The organism is Pseudoalteromonas atlantica, from assembly GCA_007988745.1.
In the GTDB taxonomy this organism is placed as follows: Bacteria; Pseudomonadota; Gammaproteobacteria; order Enterobacterales; family Alteromonadaceae; genus Pseudoalteromonas; species Pseudoalteromonas atlantica.
The window spans coordinates 255,042-272,393 of the sequence record BJUT01000001.1 but is presented as its reverse complement, the minus strand read 5'-3'; the positions used below and the strand labels follow the sequence as shown (position 1 = coordinate 272,393).

Annotated in this window: 16 protein-coding genes and 2 pseudogenes; 4 read left to right on the top strand and 14 right to left on the bottom strand. The window is 38.0% G+C overall.

Features of this window, described 5'->3' with window-relative positions; all coding sequences use genetic code 11:
* Nucleotides 1–429 precede the first annotated feature (429 nt).
* Nucleotides 430–1,629, top strand: a complete 1,200-nt coding sequence (locus PAT01_RS01185; RefSeq protein ID WP_024032231.1) for an Nramp family divalent metal transporter — start codon at nt 430–432, stop codon at nt 1,627–1,629.
* 13 nt (nt 1,630–1,642) lie between these two features.
* On the opposite strand, the gene PAT01_RS01180 is transcribed toward PAT01_RS01185, so the two are convergent.
* The 4 genes from PAT01_RS01180 to PAT01_RS01165 form a co-directional block, all read right to left on the bottom strand.
* Nucleotides 1,643–2,548 carry a cation diffusion facilitator family transporter gene (locus tag PAT01_RS01180; protein ID WP_154944422.1) on the bottom strand — a complete coding sequence of 302 codons (906 nt, stop codon included), beginning with the start codon at nt 2,546–2,548 and terminating at the stop codon, nt 1,643–1,645.
* Nucleotides 2,549–2,624: 76 nt separating this feature from the next.
* A complete protein-coding gene (locus tag PAT01_RS01175; protein ID WP_055253537.1) occupies nt 2,625–3,080 on the bottom strand; it encodes a hypothetical protein in 456 nt (151 codons plus the stop codon).
* A gap of 17 nt (nt 3,081–3,097) precedes the next feature.
* Nucleotides 3,098–3,334: a hypothetical protein gene (locus PAT01_RS01170; RefSeq protein WP_138576300.1), complete on the bottom strand. Its 237-nt coding sequence runs from the start codon at nt 3,332–3,334 to the stop codon at nt 3,098–3,100.
* A gap of 71 nt (nt 3,335–3,405) precedes the next feature.
* Nucleotides 3,406–4,419 carry a DUF5924 family protein gene (locus tag PAT01_RS01165; RefSeq protein WP_138576298.1) on the bottom strand — a complete coding sequence of 338 codons (1,014 nt, stop codon included), beginning with the start codon at nt 4,417–4,419 and terminating at the stop codon, nt 3,406–3,408.
* A 556-nt stretch (nt 4,420–4,975) separates the two neighbouring features.
* Here PAT01_RS01165 and PAT01_RS01160 point away from each other — a divergent pair.
* Both PAT01_RS01160 and PAT01_RS01155 read left to right on the top strand, forming a co-directional pair.
* Complete coding sequence (locus PAT01_RS01160) at nt 4,976–5,950, top strand: DUF1852 domain-containing protein (protein ID WP_138576296.1); 975 nt, start codon at nt 4,976–4,978, stop codon at nt 5,948–5,950.
* A 29-nt stretch (nt 5,951–5,979) separates the two neighbouring features.
* Nucleotides 5,980–7,011 carry a methionine synthase gene (locus tag PAT01_RS01155; RefSeq protein WP_138576294.1) on the top strand — a complete coding sequence of 344 codons (1,032 nt, stop codon included), beginning with the start codon at nt 5,980–5,982 and terminating at the stop codon, nt 7,009–7,011.
* A 113-nt stretch (nt 7,012–7,124) separates the two neighbouring features.
* On the opposite strand, the gene PAT01_RS01150 is transcribed toward PAT01_RS01155, so the two are convergent.
* From PAT01_RS01150 to PAT01_RS01120, 8 genes and pseudogenes are all read right to left on the bottom strand, one after another.
* Nucleotides 7,125–7,928, bottom strand: coding sequence for a Stf0 family sulfotransferase (locus PAT01_RS01150; RefSeq protein ID WP_138576292.1), 804 nt, complete (start codon nt 7,926–7,928; stop codon nt 7,125–7,127).
* A gap of 527 nt (nt 7,929–8,455) precedes the next feature.
* Nucleotides 8,456–8,578, bottom strand: a complete 123-nt coding sequence (locus PAT01_RS20195) for a hypothetical protein (protein WP_283234866.1) — start codon at nt 8,576–8,578, stop codon at nt 8,456–8,458.
* Between the two features lie 50 nt (nt 8,579–8,628).
* Nucleotides 8,629–10,518: a putative bifunctional diguanylate cyclase/phosphodiesterase gene (locus PAT01_RS01145; RefSeq protein WP_138576290.1), complete on the bottom strand. Its 1,890-nt coding sequence runs from the start codon at nt 10,516–10,518 to the stop codon at nt 8,629–8,631.
* A gap of 502 nt (nt 10,519–11,020) precedes the next feature.
* Nucleotides 11,021–11,275, bottom strand: a pseudogene (locus PAT01_RS01140) (transposase); the annotation flags it as partial.
* Nucleotides 11,276–11,363: 88 nt separating this feature from the next.
* Complete coding sequence (locus PAT01_RS01135) at nt 11,364–11,729, bottom strand: DUF7674 family protein (RefSeq protein ID WP_138576288.1); 366 nt, start codon at nt 11,727–11,729, stop codon at nt 11,364–11,366.
* A 118-nt stretch (nt 11,730–11,847) separates the two neighbouring features.
* Nucleotides 11,848–13,149, bottom strand: a complete 1,302-nt coding sequence (locus tag PAT01_RS01130; protein ID WP_138576286.1) for a S41 family peptidase — start codon at nt 13,147–13,149, stop codon at nt 11,848–11,850.
* A 160-nt stretch (nt 13,150–13,309) separates the two neighbouring features.
* Nucleotides 13,310–13,747 (bottom strand): DUF695 domain-containing protein, encoded by a 438-nt coding sequence (locus PAT01_RS01125; protein WP_171036119.1) that lies wholly within the window; start codon nt 13,745–13,747, stop codon nt 13,310–13,312.
* Nucleotides 13,748–13,862: 115 nt separating this feature from the next.
* A complete protein-coding gene (locus PAT01_RS01120) occupies nt 13,863–14,222 on the bottom strand; it encodes a hypothetical protein (RefSeq protein WP_138576282.1) in 360 nt (119 codons plus the stop codon).
* Between the two features lie 240 nt (nt 14,223–14,462).
* Here PAT01_RS01120 and PAT01_RS01115 point away from each other — a divergent pair.
* Nucleotides 14,463–15,387 (top strand): annotated as a pseudogene (locus PAT01_RS01115) (integron integrase).
* 276 nt (nt 15,388–15,663) lie between these two features.
* Here the strand turns inward: PAT01_RS01115 and PAT01_RS01110 are convergent.
* Both PAT01_RS01110 and mmsB read right to left on the bottom strand, forming a co-directional pair.
* A complete protein-coding gene (locus PAT01_RS01110; RefSeq protein WP_138576280.1) occupies nt 15,664–16,434 on the bottom strand; it encodes an SDR family oxidoreductase in 771 nt (256 codons plus the stop codon).
* A 9-nt stretch (nt 16,435–16,443) separates the two neighbouring features.
* Entirely contained in the window at nt 16,444–17,343 is a 900-nt protein-coding gene (mmsB, locus tag PAT01_RS01105) for a 3-hydroxyisobutyrate dehydrogenase (protein WP_138576278.1), read from the bottom strand.
* Between the last annotated feature and the right edge of the window lie 9 nt (nt 17,344–17,352).

The following is a 17,352-nucleotide window of genomic DNA, read 5'->3' as shown; positions in this document are numbered from 1 at the left end:
TAAAAGGTCCAAAACCAAAAAGTTGCGCATAATAGTGCTATTTAACGAAGCTCAGCAATAAAAAGATGCCTTTTTAAACAATTTATTTAAAAAATGGCTCACATCATTAAAAAACTAAGTAACTTGCTCATTTTACAATCTATAAGGTAGGATAAAAATATGAAACCAACAACGCACATGGCTGATTTATAAATATAACTCGCGCGTATTGTGCAATTAACAAGCAGGTAATCGTTTGGCTCTTTAAATCTATATATAAGTTGGTATCCTACGCGGCTTTTTGATAGTCATATTAAAATAATTACCCAGAGTTTAAGGTTAATTAGCCAAGGTGGGGCTCTCGCTGCATGGCACGTAAAGTGGCAGCAATCTAGGTTCAACGTAATAAAACGTTGTTCTAAATTTAAAAGCAAATATTAAGGTAACAGTATGCGATTTGGCCCAGGATTACTTGTAACTGCCGCATTTATTGGCCCCGGAACAATCACAACGGCAAGTGTTGCCGGTGCAAACTTTGGGTTTGCATTAATCTGGACATTACTCTTTTCGGTTATTGCCACTATTTTGTTGCAGTCTATGGCTGCTCGATTAGGAGTAGCAACAGGGCAAGATTTAGCACAAGCGTTACGTGCACACATTAAAACCCCTTATCTTAAAGCGCTTGCTAGTTTTTTAGTAATAAGTGCAATTGGTGTGGGTAGCGCTGCATATGAAGCCGGAAACCTCAGTGGTGCAAGTATGGGGTTGGTTGGTATTTTCCCAGGGGTAAGTGCACAAATATGGACGCCGTTAATTGCTGTGTGTAGCGCTATTCTTTTATACAGTGGTAAGCACAAAGTGGTAGAAAATGCATTAATACTGCTGGTGATCCTTATGAGCCTGGTATTTATATCTACCCTAATTATGGCTGCGCCACCAATGGCTAAAGTCCTCGCTGGGTTTATACCTACAATGCCAAGTGGCTCAATTACAACGGTATTGGCCCTCATTGGCACAACCATTGTACCGTATAACTTATTTTTGCACTCTGGTGTTTTAGCAGCGCAAGATCATTCTAAAAGTGATAAAGACACTGTTATTAAACAAACTAACTTAGATACAGGTTTATCAATTACGCTAGGTGGGGTGATCACCCTTGCCATTTTATCAACCGCGTCTGTTGCGTTTTATGGCACCGATGCCGGTAAAATTAGTGCAGCAAATATGGCTGTGCAACTTGAGCCATTACTTGGCGAAGCAGCGCATTACTTTTTTGCTATTGGTTTATTTGCCGCAGGATTAACCAGCGCAATAACAGCCCCATTAGCAGGTGCGTATGCGGTATGTGGCATGCTTGGTTGGTCAAGCGAAATGAGTAACACCCGTTTTAAAACAGTCGCCATTACTATTTTAGCTTTTGGTGCATTTGTGGCCTCACTGGGGCTTGACCCTGTTGCGGTAATAATATTTGCACAAGCTGCAAATGGATTACTACTGCCCATCATTACCGCGTACTTGGTGTGGTTAGTGAATCAAAAATCAGTCATGGGAAAATACACCAACTCAACACTTTTAAATGTGGTTATATTACCCGTGCTACTACTCATTTTTTCGTTAAGTTGTTACAAGCTATCAGGTTTAATTTTTTAAAACCAATTAACGTTTAACCATGGGCATGCCCATGGTTAAACATACAACCTGTGCTGCCTTGGCTGCTTTCAACTTGAATGGTGGCGTGTTCAATGTCAAAGTGGTCATGTAAATGGTGCTGTACTTCAATTAAAAAGTCGTTATTTAATGCGTTGTTGTCAGTTACTAAGTGAACAATAAGCGCAGACTCTGTGGTACTTAGTGGCCACACACGTAGCCCATGCACACCTGTTACATGCTCAATACTTAAAAAATACTGCTTTAGTTTTTCTATACTAATATTTTTGGGTACGGCGTCTGTGGCGTAATTGAGCGAGTCTTTAAATAATCCCCACGTGCCAATAAACACAATCACTACAATACTCAAACTTACAACAGGGTCTACCCATTGCCAGTTTTTAAATAAAATAACAATGCCGGCAATTACCACACCTAAAGACACCGCTGCATCGGCCGCCATATATAAAAAGGCACCTCTAATATTTAAATCGTGCTTTTGCCCTTGCACAAACAACAACGCAGTTAAGGTGTTAATTACCACACCAATAAGCGAAACCACTATAACCGTCATGCCTGTAACCGGCTGAGGGTTTTCAAAACGCTCTATGGCATGCCAAGCTATGCTAGCAAGGGCAGCCATAAGTAAAACAGAGCTCATTAAAGACGCTAACACCGTTGATTTTTTATAGCCAAAGGTGCGCTTGTCGGTAGCGGCTTTACTTGCCAAAACATTTGCCCCCCACGCAAGTAACAAACTAACCACGTCGCTTAGGTTATGCCCTGCGTCGGCTAAAAGCGCGAGGGAGTTGGCAAAAAAACCGTACCCTGCTTCTATCACGACAAATATAAGATTGAGTAAAACGCCTATAGCAAACGCGCGATTATAGTGACTAATATGATGGCTGTGATCGTGACTCATGTTGCTCCTTACATAGTAAATAACTTGATTAACCTGAGCTGTGAAAAATCTATTTTTAGCGCTCGCTGTGTTTAATTTATAAGGTTAATGAGGTATGTGTTCGGAAAAGTTTAAGTGTACCTAATAAATAAAACAGCCCATAAATACTGCATACAATTGAGCTTACAATCCAAAATACAATTGAGTTGTGATGAATTAACTGACTGGTTGTTACAAAAGGAGCTATTAATCCTGCTATCCCCCTTAGTAAATAAACACCTGTTATTAATACCAAAGCCGTTTTTAAAAAAGGCAGCTTTAAAATAACACCTGCGCCAGAGAGCGCATACATGCCCCAAATAGCAAGTATGGCTGATATAATTAAAGTAACAAAGGTAGGATACGTACTTCCCTGCTCAGCCAACTGCGCCATGTGCTCACCAGCACCAAAAAAGCGATACCAATCAGGGCCGCCAAAAATACAGGCAATATGTAAAAGTGACGCTATAAAACTTAAAACCCCAGCTATAACCAATAGCTTATTAAACTTCATATACTTATAAACCTAAGTTATTGGCTTATGTAAGCAACAAAACCAATTAACGCTGCGTAAAAGCTAAAACCAAGTAAACATATTAGGTAAACGTTTTTAGCTTTATTTGCCTTAAAGCTCATATAATCTTTAATGTCAGCTTTAAACTGACCAAAGGTGAATACGTTTAAAATTGCACAGCCGGTAGAGTACAAAATAAACCCTAAAATGGTTTCTATCATTAGCCACATAACAATATCTAAAGCAATGCTCATAACACTCATCCATTAAGTAATGTAAAAACAGCGTATCAAATCTCTAGTTGATTATCAGCGTATTTATAGCGTTAAGGTGTAACAATAAATTTCGTAATCCCTATTAATTGCCCCGACTCAGTTACCACTTTTACTTGCCACTTACCTTTAGCATTATGCGGAAAATTTACTTTATGAGTCCATGCTCTGTAGCCTTGTTTTCGCCCGCCATTAATATTGAGCGTAATTCTGTCGACCTCTTTTTTATTGTGTATCCATACATGAAATATTTTTTCGTTTAGACCTCTTGGCGCTTTTACTGCGGTCCATGTGTATAACCCTTCATGATGAAGTGTATATAAATCAAGAGTATTAATGCTACCTAGTGGTTTTTTATGCTCAACATCTACTTTATGTGCCAAGGTAATATCGGTTAAACGCAGGGCTGCAGGCGGAACAAAACTGCGAAGCTGCCAAACCCCAGCGCTTATTACGCATAAAATTAAAACTAAAATAGGAAAACGCCACCAGCGCGCATCAGGCATTAAGTTTGTTAAGCTAGGTAAAGTAATAAGCACTGAGGTTACAAGCGCAATTGCTAAGCTTTGGCTCGTAGTTAGGTTTAATAAAATAGGTAACGTAACAAGCAAAACCACAAATAATGCAAAGTTATGAAATACTGTAAACAGTGTGCGGTTTTTAGCTAACTTTTTATAGTAAAATGGATCTATTACCGATATGAAGGCACATATAATAATTAGCGATGTAAAGAGTGCTTGTGGGTGATCCCACTGGGTAACCGCTAAAAAAAACGGTAACGCAAAAAATAGGCTTTCTTGCTGCACCATTTGCAGTGCAAAGCGCATTACATTAGGAGATACGGCTACCCCAAAGCGCTCTTGTACTTTATCGCGTAGCCAATTGTCGATAATCAACCAAAACCAGCTCACCAGTAAAACAATGGCAATAACTTGCGAGAACGACTCTTTTCTATCAACCATTACATAGCTTGCAACACCTGAGCAAAACGCCAATACAGCCAATAGCCCTGGTCGCTTTTGCATTGCCACTATAAATTGAGTAATGAGATTTTTTAGTTTGTTCATTTATTTTAGTGTCCGTACATAATGTACTTTATTATTATCAAGTTAGTTAAGTCAGTGTAACTAAGCGTAGATGAACAACACATAGATGCCTGCGGGTATTATTGTTAGTTGTTGCATTAAAAACCACTCCCTTTTAACCGCTATTTTAATAAATAAGTGCCTATAACTCGCCGTAAAATTACAGTAATTTTTAAAACTGTAATTTTAAGCGTTAATTAAAATAAGGGTTACAGCCGTGCCTGAATTTTATTAATGCGCAACGTGAATTTGTCACAATAAACACTTCTAGACGTCTAAGCACCTATAAATTATACGCTGCACTATTTTTTTACATGCCCAAACACAGGTATATGTTCTCTCAGTAACACATTTAATTTATATAAATGAATCAAACTCATGTTTTATGTGAAATTAAACCGTTTTTATTAAAGCACCAATCAACGTATAAATTATCCATCGGCCAGCGCTTATAAGCATTAAGCCTGTTTATTACAAAACCACCCTTTGAGCACGCTAAAGGCTCAGGTTTTAAATATACAATATGGATAGAGTCACCATGAGTAAAAACATTACATTCAATATTAAAAGTCAGCGCCTTGATGAAAACTACCAACCCGCTGAAAACACCCGTATAACCACTAATTTTGCAAACTTAGCACGAGGCGAACACCGCCAACAAAACTTAAGAAAAGCGCTAAATATGATCAACAACCGCTTTAACACTCTTGCTAATTGGGATAACCCAACCGCTGAGCGCTACAGTGTAGAGCTTGAGATTATTTCTGTAGATATTGGTTTAGATGAAAACAGCCAAAGCTTTCCTTCTATAGAAATATTAAAAACGAATATTATTGATACCAAAACAAACAAGCGCATAGAAGGTATTGTTGGTAATAACTTTTCATCGTACGTTCGCGACTACGACTTTAGCGTGTTACTGCAGCAACATAATAAAAATAAACCACAATTTAGTATTCCCGATAATTTTGGTGAGCTGCATGGTAAATTATTTCAATCGTTTGTAAGCTCAAAAACCTATAAGCAACACTTTAAAAAACCACCGGTAATATGCCTCAGTGTGTCAGATAACAAAACCTATCATCGCACTGCCAACCAGCACCCTATTTTAGGTATTGAATACCAACCAAACGAATCTTCGTTAACAGAGCAATACTTTAAAAAAATGGGCCTACAGGTGCGTTACTTTATGCCTGCAAATAGTGCCGCACCCTTTGCCTTGTTTTTCTTTGGTGACTTACTAAACGATTACACCAACCTTGAGCTAATAAGCACCATTAGCACAATGGAAACCTTTCAAAAAATTTATCGCCCAGAAATTTATAACGCCAATGCCAAAGCGGGTAACGCCTTTAAGCCTAATTTAAAAAATGCCGACCACTCACTCACGCAAATTATTTACGACAGAGATGAGCGCAGTAAATTAGCCGCAGAACAAGGCAAGTTTGCTGAAGAGCATTTTATAAAACCGTATAAATCAGTGCTTGAGCAATTTACATCAGCAAACGTCTAACCTTATTTTAATAAAGGGTCACTCTTATTATGAAAACATTATTACCTACATCTACAGCTGGCAGTCTACCAAAGCCCTTATGGCTTGCAGAGCCAGAAACCCTTTGGTCGCCGTGGAAGCTTCAAAACAACGAACTTATTGAAGGCAAAAAAGACGCCCTGCGCATTGCACTTCACTCACAACAACTCGCTGGTATTGACATAGTGAGCGATGGCGAGCAAACACGTCAGCATTTTGTAACTACATTTATAGAGCACCTAAACGGTGTTGATTTTGAAAAACGAAAAACCGTAAAAATACGCGACCGTTACGATGCAAGTGTTCCAAGCGTAGTGGGCCCTGTTAGCCGTCAAAAACCTGTATTTGTAGAAGACGCTAAGTTTTTGCGCTCGCAAACTAACCAACCTATAAAGTGGGCACTACCCGGCCCAATGACCATGATAGATACTCTTTATGACGACCACTACAAAAGCCGCGAAAAATTAGCCTGGGAATTTGCCAAAATACTCAACCAAGAGGCCAAAGAGCTAGAAGCCGCAGGCGTAGATATTATCCAATTTGATGAGCCCGCGTTTAATGTATTTTTTGATGAAGTAAACGATTGGGGCATTGCCTGTTTAGAACGCGCAATTGAAGGGTTAAAATGCGAAACTGCTGTGCATATTTGTTATGGCTACGGCATTAAAGCCAACACCGATTGGAAAAAAACACTCGGCAATGAATGGCGCCAGTACGAAGAAGCTTTTCCTAAATTACAGCAATCAAATATTGGTATTATCTCACTTGAGTGTCACAACTCACACGTACCTATGGACTTACTTGAACTGATCAGAGGTAAAAAAGTCATGGTAGGCGCTATTGATGTTGCCACCAATGAAATAGAAACACCTGAAGAAGTAGCCGCTACTTTACGCAAAGCCCTACAGTTTGTAGATGCCGACAAACTCTACCCCTGCACAAACTGCGGCATGGCCCCGCTTTCGCGCGAAGTTGCGAACGCTAAGCTTAACGCATTGAGTAAAGGCGCGGAAATAGTAAGAAAAGAGCTATTAGAGAAGTAAAGGTTTATCTAAAAGTGACTATCATTAAATTGGCCCACTAGTATATTTTTACTAATGGGCCATTAAATATAAAAAGCACGAGGAAAAAATCGCTTAACCTATAAATATACAAATTAAGACAACACTTTCTTAACCTTTTTCTTAATCTTTTTTATAAGTTCAGGTTTTTGTTCAGGAATTAATTTACTTGATAAGTTAAACTCTGAGCAAAAACGTTCTTCCCATTCTTTGTTTAGCTTATTACTTTGTTTACTCGTAACTTGTTCAGTAGGTATATCTTCAACATTTACTGAAACACCCATAAATTTAGCTATATCAGAAATAGTCTTATCCAAATTATTTTTGACATTATCAAAATTCATTTCCATATAATTACAGTCACTCGCCGCGAGAGAATATCGCCAAGACGAGTTATTTTTAATAATACTTTTAAGACTTTTATCAATACTCGAGTAATCATATTCAGGGTTTTCGTTTACAGGCTCTTGCCCCGCAATCCATACCCCAGTTTGGCTTGCTATTGATAAAGACACAGCTTGATTAAGCACATTTTCTCTTGATAACAAAACATAATAAGCATCAGGAAAATAATTAACTAATTGTTCAAATCCACCAAATTCTTCAATGTGCTGATAATGTAACTTTATTCCAAATACCCCATTGGGTGATGTTCTGCGTTTTTGTATCTCATCTAAAACCTCATAAAAATCATCGGTTTTAAATTTTTCTTTCCATTTTTTTAAATTAGCAGGATTGGCATATTCTAGGGGAAAACCGAACGCATGCGTATTATGTAAAGCATGACCAAGCATATGACTACCACAACGTTCAGTTGATGCGATAATAAGCACTTTTGTAGGTTTAGAAACTCGTGGGTAATCATGCTCTTCTAAAAACTGTTCCTCATATAAGTGCATAAACAGATCCTTGTTGTTTAGTGAAAATAATAATAAATCATTAAAAATACTACACCTATAGAATAGGCTTGTAAATATTGTATATTTTCATTAAGCAACATATATAGTGCAATAGATTGATAATAAAGGGATTAAAAAGTTCAAATATTGTACACACGCATTATTCTTCAGAATAATCTACATTTTATAATTTTGTTAAAAAAACGATAAATCCTATCGTATTGAAAATATATTAGATCCGTATTTTAAATAAACAGAGAATTTTAAATAACAATCCAATTTTCTAAAAACCTCTAGAGCCTTATAAGTTAAGGGTACAAATAGCAAAATCGATAACTGTTTTGTACTGACTAAAAAAAGGCGAGCTAATAAACCATGAGTCACTTGTTTAGCATTCCCAAACCTGAATTACACGCATAAAAAAAACTGCAAGATTGCAGTTTTAACATTTACTGAATGGTTTTTAATTTATGCGAGTAGTTTTCGCAGTTGCTAATATTTGAAAGCCGTTTGCGCTTTAAATTTTCTCAGTCACTTACTTGTGAAGTGAGATTGCCTAATGCAGCATGAAAGAATCGACCTGTGCAGTTATCTTCTTTACAAGCTCTGCGACCAATGTCTTCATTTTTGGTTTCGGATAATTCACGCATAAACCAGCGCACTTATTTTAAAAATAAGTGCGCTGGTTAAGTTAATTATTTTAGGATTTAAGTAACGCGCAAAAGTCATCCCACGGTAATGGCCGCGATAAATAGTAGCCTTGTGCCCAATCACAACCAAGTTCTTTGAGGTAAGTCATTTGTGCTTCGGTTTCAACACCTTCAGCAATCACTCTAAGATCGTAAAGCTTGGCCAAACTTTGGATGATCATCACCATTTTGTTACGTGCCTCGCGCTCTGAAAAAAGATCATTTACAAATGAGCGATCTATTTTTAAGCAATGAGCTGGGTAATGTATTAATTGATTAAATGCCGTGTAACCTGTACCAAAATCATCTAATGCTAAGGATACGCCAAGTTCATTTAGCGCATTGAGCGTTTTAAGGCAGGTAACATCACCAGCAACAAATGCCGTCTCTGTAACTTCTAGCTCAACACAGTTAGGTTTAATTTGGTGATGTTCTAATAAATTTTTTACCTGTTCAGAAAATAGCTCGTTGTGTAGCTCAACACCCGAAATATTAATACAAATTTTGCCACTAAAACTGTGTTCTTTTTGTAAAACGCCTTGTGCTTCTAAAGCGTTGTCTATAACCCATAAATCAATATCTTTTATAAGGCCTGTTGCCTCAGCCGCAGGGATGAATTGATCAGGCACATAACCTTTCAATGCGGGGCTGTGACACCTAAGCAGCACTTCAACGGCTACAATAGAGCTATCTTTACAAGCAAAAATAGGCATATAAACTAAACTAAAATGCGCTTCATTTAAGGCAAGTCTAAGCCCTTTGTCAATGAGTTGGCGTTCACGAAGCTTGTCAGCAATGTCTTGGGTAAAAAATTTAAAGCAATTACGTCCATTATTTTTAGCGTCATACATTGCTGCATCAGCATGATGGAGTAAATTTTTGGAGTCAGCAGAATCATCGGGGTAAACAGCAATACCAATACTTGCGTATATCATGTGATCTACATCATCAACACTAAATCCCCCTTTAAAAATATTTAAAATTCTTGCGGCCACAGTACTTGCATCAAGGGGGTCTTTAATATTAGGTAACAGTACAACAAACTCATCGCCAGCAAGCCTTGCTAAACTTTCTGTTTGTGGCTTATATAGTTGATCATTTGGGCGTATAACATCTAAAAGCCGCTCACTAAATTTAAGTAAAACTCTGTCCCCAGCTTCATGGCCATGCTGATCATTAACCTGCTTAAAGTTATCCAAATCTATATAAAGCAAACCAATGCGCTGTTTATCTCGCTCAGCACGGTTTAGCATACGCTCAAGGTTAGTTTTAAAGCTCCATCGATTAGGTAACCCCGTAAGCTTATCGTAATAAGCCATTTGGCGAATATCATCTGCATGCAGTTGCATAATAGTTTCGTAGGCTTGCTCTTCTGAACGTAAAGCAGCTAAACAAATAGAATTTAAAGCCAGCATTGTAAGCATGAAGCGAACGGATTCGGTGAGTGAGTAACTAGTCATTAATAAAGCACTTAATGGCGTAAATAAAAGCAAAGCACTTGCAATACTAAAAATACTAAATACAAAAACAGCAGGCCAAAAGCGGTTTATAAAAAGATTTATAGCAACAATAGGATAAATCCACAGCATTCCGGTATTGTTCTCACCGCCAGTGATTAATAAGCTCATCGATAAAACAAACAAAATACCGCTAAGAATTTTTGCCGCTCGCTCAACATTACCACTTCGCTTTAAAAGATAAAGATTGATTAACCCCACAAGTGCATTAATTAATAATATGGTACCTAATACATGCGAACCACTAACTAAGCTCAAACCTCCAAATGCAGCAAGAAAAAGCACACCTAAAAAGGTCAAAACATGGCAAAGTGTATAGCGCCTGCGTTGGCGCACCGCCAGCATTTCTTGCTGGCCAATTATATTTTCTGGTGTAGAAGACATGTGAATAAATTATTCCTTAAAGCACTTACTAAAATCACTTCACGACATCTGTAGCTGTGATAATAAAAAAACTTATTACTAAATGTTAAAAGAATAAACGAGATAGCTACTCTGTCAAATAAGTTATTGTTTTTTAACGTTGTTAATTATGGAATAATTTACATTAGTGACTTAATTTTGCTGATAATGGTTATAAATAAAGCTCACTTTGGCTAAATAATAAAGACTCTGCCTTTCTCTCGAATTTATATTTCAAGTATATAACCTTTAAAGCTGACCAACTAAGTAATAACGCTTAATAGAAACCAAACTTGACACCCACTTTTATTTACAAATAAAATGTACCAACAAATTTACCAATCAGATTAAGAATTTATCTTTTATTTCTGGGTCACTTTTCATTTCATCTAATAAATAAGTCATTAGCATTCTTAGATCTAAATTTCATACATGAAAATAACTGCAGGATTGCAGTTTTAACTTTTACTTAGTGGTTTCTGATTTATGCGAGTAGCTTTTCGCAGTTGCTAATATTTGAACGCCGTTTGCGCTTCAAATTTTCACAGTAACGTGCTTGAGAAGCGGGTCTGCCTAATGCACCATGAAATACGCGTGTAAATTGGGTTGCAAGCTTGAACCAGTTTTCTGGTGATATATTAAGGCTTACTAGCAAAGGAAGGGTTATATTATCAATGTGCCCGCGTTTATCCTCTCGCATTATTAGCCCTGTTAGCTCAACGAGCTCTAGACTTGTTTTTTATACTAAATAAAAGCTACTATCTAATTGCGTGAAGTGCAAAATTTAATATGGGTGTCTCGTTAATAATTCCTAGGTGCGTGCATTTTTAAACCACAACCCTAGGTGGTTTACCATGAAAGTCCAAGTACAATTTTTTGAGATTATCTGGCACGAGAGGCCAGCCACGTTCAATACCTTCTTTGGTTCCTTTCCAGAATAAGTGCTCTGTATAATATACATCTATGTACTCGAATTCCGCCTTGGTTGCAGTATCTAGTTTCTCGCTCATGTACTGCAACTGTTCTAGTGCTTCTTCTAAATCGCCTTGGTTTAACAAAATAGTTGTCAAATTTGCGAACTCTTCCATTAGAAATGTGAGTGCCCAACTCTCATGTTTTTCCATAAGAGGACCAACATTTGGAAATTTAGTGCGGATCTCTTTTAAGAACTGTGTTATTTCTGATTTAGCCATTGATTTTCCAGAAGCACCTAACGCTTTGCTAAGCGGCAATAAAATAGCTGGCTAAAATTAGCGAGGAACGAGCAAAAGCCAGCTGTTTTTGTCCATTTAAGCAACTTTTTAGCAATTTTTACATCGTTCTCTGAAACTCTTTTGCATCCTCGCCAAAAGAGAGCATTTTCAATGCTACGGCTTCTTTATCTTTATATATAGCTTGCAACCGTGCTTCAGTAAACGCTTTAAAAATAATAGTTTCTTTATCAAGTAGCTCTATTTCAAAAGCTGGATCATCTAAATATTGATAAAAAAGTTTGCCATTTTCTTGAAAAACTTTGCGCTTACCATACGTACCTATAATTTGATTGAAATCACTCTGACTTGGCTGGTACGGGCTGGATTTTGCTTTAACCAATGGATAGACCCATTGATGCAAACTAAGGTTGCTACTATTACTTTTGATTAAGGAATTAAGCACCTCAGCATAAGCTACATTAAGTGCATTGTCGCTGTTCGTTTCTATATTTGGTTTTACACCTTTTCTTTCCCAATTATCTTTTGTTCGAGGGTCAACAGGTCGTGTAGATGGTAAAGTGAGAATATAATCGTTATTGACTATTTCTACACTTCTACCATGAGCGGCACCAGCAGTTACCTCTCCAACAATGGTTGCTCTAGTCAAACTTTGCATAGCATAGCTAAAGGCTTCTGCAGCGGATGCAGAATTTCTGCTGGTGAGAATATAAAGTGGAGTATCTTTAAACCTAGGACCCGGAACATATGGAGACGTCCAATCTTGCGTTTGAGTTAACACACCGTTTTCACGTTGTTCAAAGGTTGATAAGTGGACGGTATCTAAGTCAAAAAAGTAACTCGCTAAGGAAGTTACCATAAATGGGCTACCACCAAAATTGTTCCTTAAATCAATAATGATACCATCGGCATACTGTAAAAATTTCATCCCATTTTCAAGCGTCTCACCACCTAAATGACTGTCAGAGAACATTCTTATATCGAGGTAACCAATGTTTCCATCAAGCATTTCAACTTTTTTAAAACCATAGTTATCTGTCGGAGTCTCCATGGCTCGACTATCCGAAAACGCTTTAGTTTGTGCTGATGAACGGTATGTTTTCAGTTCATTTACCCATTGTGGGTCATAAACGACAGAGAGGTGTTTATCATTAGCAATTTTGTTTAATTCTAAAGTCATAAAATCAGCTATATCTTCAGCTGATTCTAGGCGACTGCAATCAGAGAGAAATAGCTTGGAGCGCATTAACTTAGATAGCTTTGTTGCCGTATTTTGAATTACGTAGTTATCTTCAAGCTGCTTAGCAATAATTTCTGACACATCACGACAATCTGCCGCAGCAACTGAATTACATAAAACTAATGAGCCAATGGCGAGGGATTTTAGTATTTTATTATTCATATTCTTCCTGAAATTTTATTATTATTTTTTAATAACGTCCGAACACACCAAAAGGGGTTAAAAAAATTTGCACATGCTAAATTAAATTGCTAACACTTTACATAAGCGGTTTTGGCCGCTCTTGCCAAAATCCGGTTTATGTAAAGTGTTAGTTGCGATATCAACTACATAGCTCATAAACTTCTCTTAATTTTGACCATCTTTCATCAGTTTCTACCTGCATTTCTATAGGAAGTTTCGCAAACTTGGACAAAGCCGAGTTAATTCTTTCACCTACTGAGCTGATATCATTAGTATAAAAATGCCACTCTCTAGTACCATTAAAAGTGTAAGTAAAAACAAATATGGCGAGTCTATCGTCATCAAGAACTGGTACTATTGCGTCTTCAAATTGCCGCATTTCTTCAATCTGAGCGTCGGATGGTAAACCACTCGAATTAGACTGTTCAAAATCCCAAAAAATTGTGAGCTTTTTAGGGTAATTAGTATGACCTAATAAAAAGTGAAGGTCAGGACGGTATCGAATTAACCCAACCGTTCCATTAACTTTTTTATCTGCAATATTCCAAGACGCAATGTCGGCAGATTCAATGTCCATATTCATTCCTTTTAGCAACTAGCTTTTAAATAAGGGGCGCAGACATGTGGGCTATAATGCGAAGCAGCCCACGTGTAGCGTCCCAGCAAACGAAGTGAGTGACATAATTTTTTTGTTATGTGTAAACATTCAAAACAACCTTGCCATTACTAATACTGACATTACCAAAGCATGCCGAGATGAAAAAACCTGACTCTGTTTTAATGAAGCTATCTATGTAGCCATAGTCAATCGAACCGTCAATGTCGGTTGTCGGTTCGATTGCCGATTGCCCATTAACACAAGATATTGATGAAAAGTTAGAAAAGGTTAAAACGGCTTTCTTGTAACAAGTGTATTCATTTGGTTTGGGTTCAACATAATGAACTGATGAAGGCCAAATACTTGCTTCAAGTTGTATGGAAAACTGATTTTCTGAAACTTCCCATCCCAATACGAAAGAATCTTGAAGATCAATTCCATCCATAGAATCCAAAATTTTCTCCTTGCACATAACAATTTAATAGTGCGCTCATCGCGCATATTTATGCCAACGATACGCTCATGTATTTTATAAATCATTTTTACCAAATAACTTAACACATTGCTATATATAATTTTTTACTAGCACTCAAACTCTCAATAAAAGACAAAATGCGCTCGTCGCTCATTTTCTTGAATATTGGAGTAGCACAACTACACTGTATGTAAATACAGTACTATTATTGGTGATAATATGAAAACACGTTCTCCATTTTTAAATTATATAGCCGATTATATGCTGGTACGTCAGTATTCATTTCGCACCGTAGATACGTACCTAAGATGGATTGCATCTTATATCCATTTTCATAATAAACACCACCCCGCCTCAATGGAAGACAATGAAGTCGAGCGCTACTTAGAGCATTTATGTTAAAGCAAAACGTTGCACCACGTACGCAAGCCACTGACTCAATTCATTGTCATTTTTATACAAACATATAATAAAAAAAGAACTTTCATTAAATTCAAACTTTGCCCGTAGTAAAAAACAAGCAAAGCTCCCTGTCGTGATAACCCCAGAGGAAGTTAAAATGTTGATGGCTGCGATTAAATAAGCGCTATTATTTAATCGCAGCCCTTATGTATGGAAGTGGTTTGAGTAATTGAAGCGGTGCAATTAAGGGTGCAAGATATTGATTTTGATTATAAATGTATTCAAGTATGGAATGGCAAAGGAAATAAACATCGTATTGTAACGCTCGCTGCAGAGCTGTTCCCTATGCTGAAAACTCAAACTTTGAACGTTGATGACTTCCTAAAGCTTGATTTAAATAACACTAAATATGCCGGCGCGTGGATGCCATATGCCTTAACAAAAAAATATCCTTCAGCCGCAAAAACACTAGCATGGCAGTATTTATTTCCTTCTCATATATTAAGTTCAGACTCTCAAAGTGGTGAAATAAGGCGACATCATTTTCATCACTCTTGTATTCGAAAAGTGGTTAAAAAAGCCGTCAAAAATCAGGGTTAACAAAATAATAACACCTCATACATTGAGGCACTCTTTTGCTACTCATCTACTGCAAAATGGCGCCGATATACGCTCAGTACAAACACAACTAGGTCACAACGATGTGCGTACAACACAAATAATACCCGCTGTATTGAATTAGTGAGCAATTATAGCGGCAGATAAATTGCTCAGTAACAAGGCAAAAACTTAGTTATATAGTTTATCTACATGAGAAGTTTTTAACGCAGTTAATGAGTTATTTAGAGCGCTAAAATGATCAACGTTTTAATACAGCGGGTATCCTACTCATGTAGTACAACAAAGTGCCAACGGGGTTATGAGCCCTTTTTCAAGATTATCAATCTCCCCGATTTAAAACAAAAAAGCACAGCCCACAAGCGCCATGCTTTTTAAATTCAAGCGTAAAAAACTTAATTTACAAACGAATGCCGCCGTCTATTTCAACCACGCGACCGGTGAAAAAGTCGTTTTCGATTATGTACTGTGCGGTATGGGCAATTTCGTTGCTTTCGCCTAAACGCCCTACGGGTGTTACTGCAAGCATGCGCTGTTTGGCTTCAGGTTTCATGGCGTCGGTCATGGCGGTACTTATTACACCTGGTGCAATAGCGCCTACGCGTATACCAAAGCGGCCAAGCTCTTTAGCCCATGTGGTGGTAAGTGCCACTACGCCTGCTTTTGAAGCTGCGTAGTTTGTTTGCCCAATATTACCCGCGCGCGCTACGCTCGACATATTCACTATTACGCCGCCTATGCCTGATTCAATCATGTGGCTTGCAGCTTCGCGCCCTGCTAAAAATACGCCTGTCAGGTTTACATCAATCACTGATTGAAATTGCTCAAGTGACATTTTTTTAACCACTTTGCCGTCTTTAGCTTTTATAAACATGCCGTCGCGTAAAATACCGGCGTTGTTTATAAGCACGCCAATGTGGCCAAAATCGCTTTTAATGGTATTAAATACGTTTTCTACTTCGCTCTCAACAGTTACGTTTGCGGCGTAGCCTTTAATAGTGCCAGATACACCTTCCAGCTGTGTTAGTTTCTCGCACGCTGTGTTTAATAACTCTTGCGCCATATCTATAAGTGCGATGTTAGCGCCCATAAGGGCAAATTTTTGCGCCATTGCAAAGCCTAAGCCTTGTGCGCCACCGGTTATTACTACCGTGTTATTTTTAATTTCCACGCCTTGCTCCTACTTAGAAAACAGTTTAAAAATGGCGCTAAAATCATCACTGCCAGCACCTTGGTGCTGTAGCATAGTGTATAAATTTTTAGCCATTGAACCCATTGGGGTTGCAGAATTACTTTGCTGCGCGGCTTCCATAGCAAGCCCTAAATCTTTAGCCATTAAATCGACCATAAAGCCCGGTTTGTAATCGTTACTTGCAGGGGCTGTATCCATTACGCCTGGGCATGGGTTGTAAAGTTCAAGGGTCCAGTTACGGCCAGAGCTTGCAGTCATAATGTCGCTAAGTACTTTTGCATCTAGCCCATTATTAATACCCATTTGCAGGGCTTCGCTCGTACCTGCCATTAAAATACTTAACAGCATGTTGTTACATATTTTTGCAACTTGTCCTGCGCCAATATCGCCTGCATGGAATATGTTTTTACCCATATCATTAAGCACAGGTTGTGCGGTATTAAACGCGGCTTTACTACCACCAACAATAAACGTAAGCGTGCCTGCGGTTGCTCCAGCAACACCGCCCGATACCGGTGCATCTACAAAGCTAATACCCTGCTCGCCAAGTGCGCTGCCAACCACACGGGCCGACTCTGCATCTATTGTTGAGCAATCTATCACTAAGGTGTTGTTGCTAAGCACATTAATTAAGCCGCTATCGTCGTTATTGCCTAAATAAAGTGATTTAACATGTTTGCCCGCAGGTAACATACTAATAAGTATATCGGCATTGGTTGCACATGCATTTGCATTATCAGCTGCGTGTGCGCCTTTACTTGCAAGTTCATTTAAGACCGACTGGTTTAAATCAAATGCTGTAACATTATGGCCGGCTTTAATTAAGTTAGCCGCCATTGGGCCGCCCATATTACCTAAGCCGATAAAACCAATATTGAGTTTAGTCATCGTCTTTCC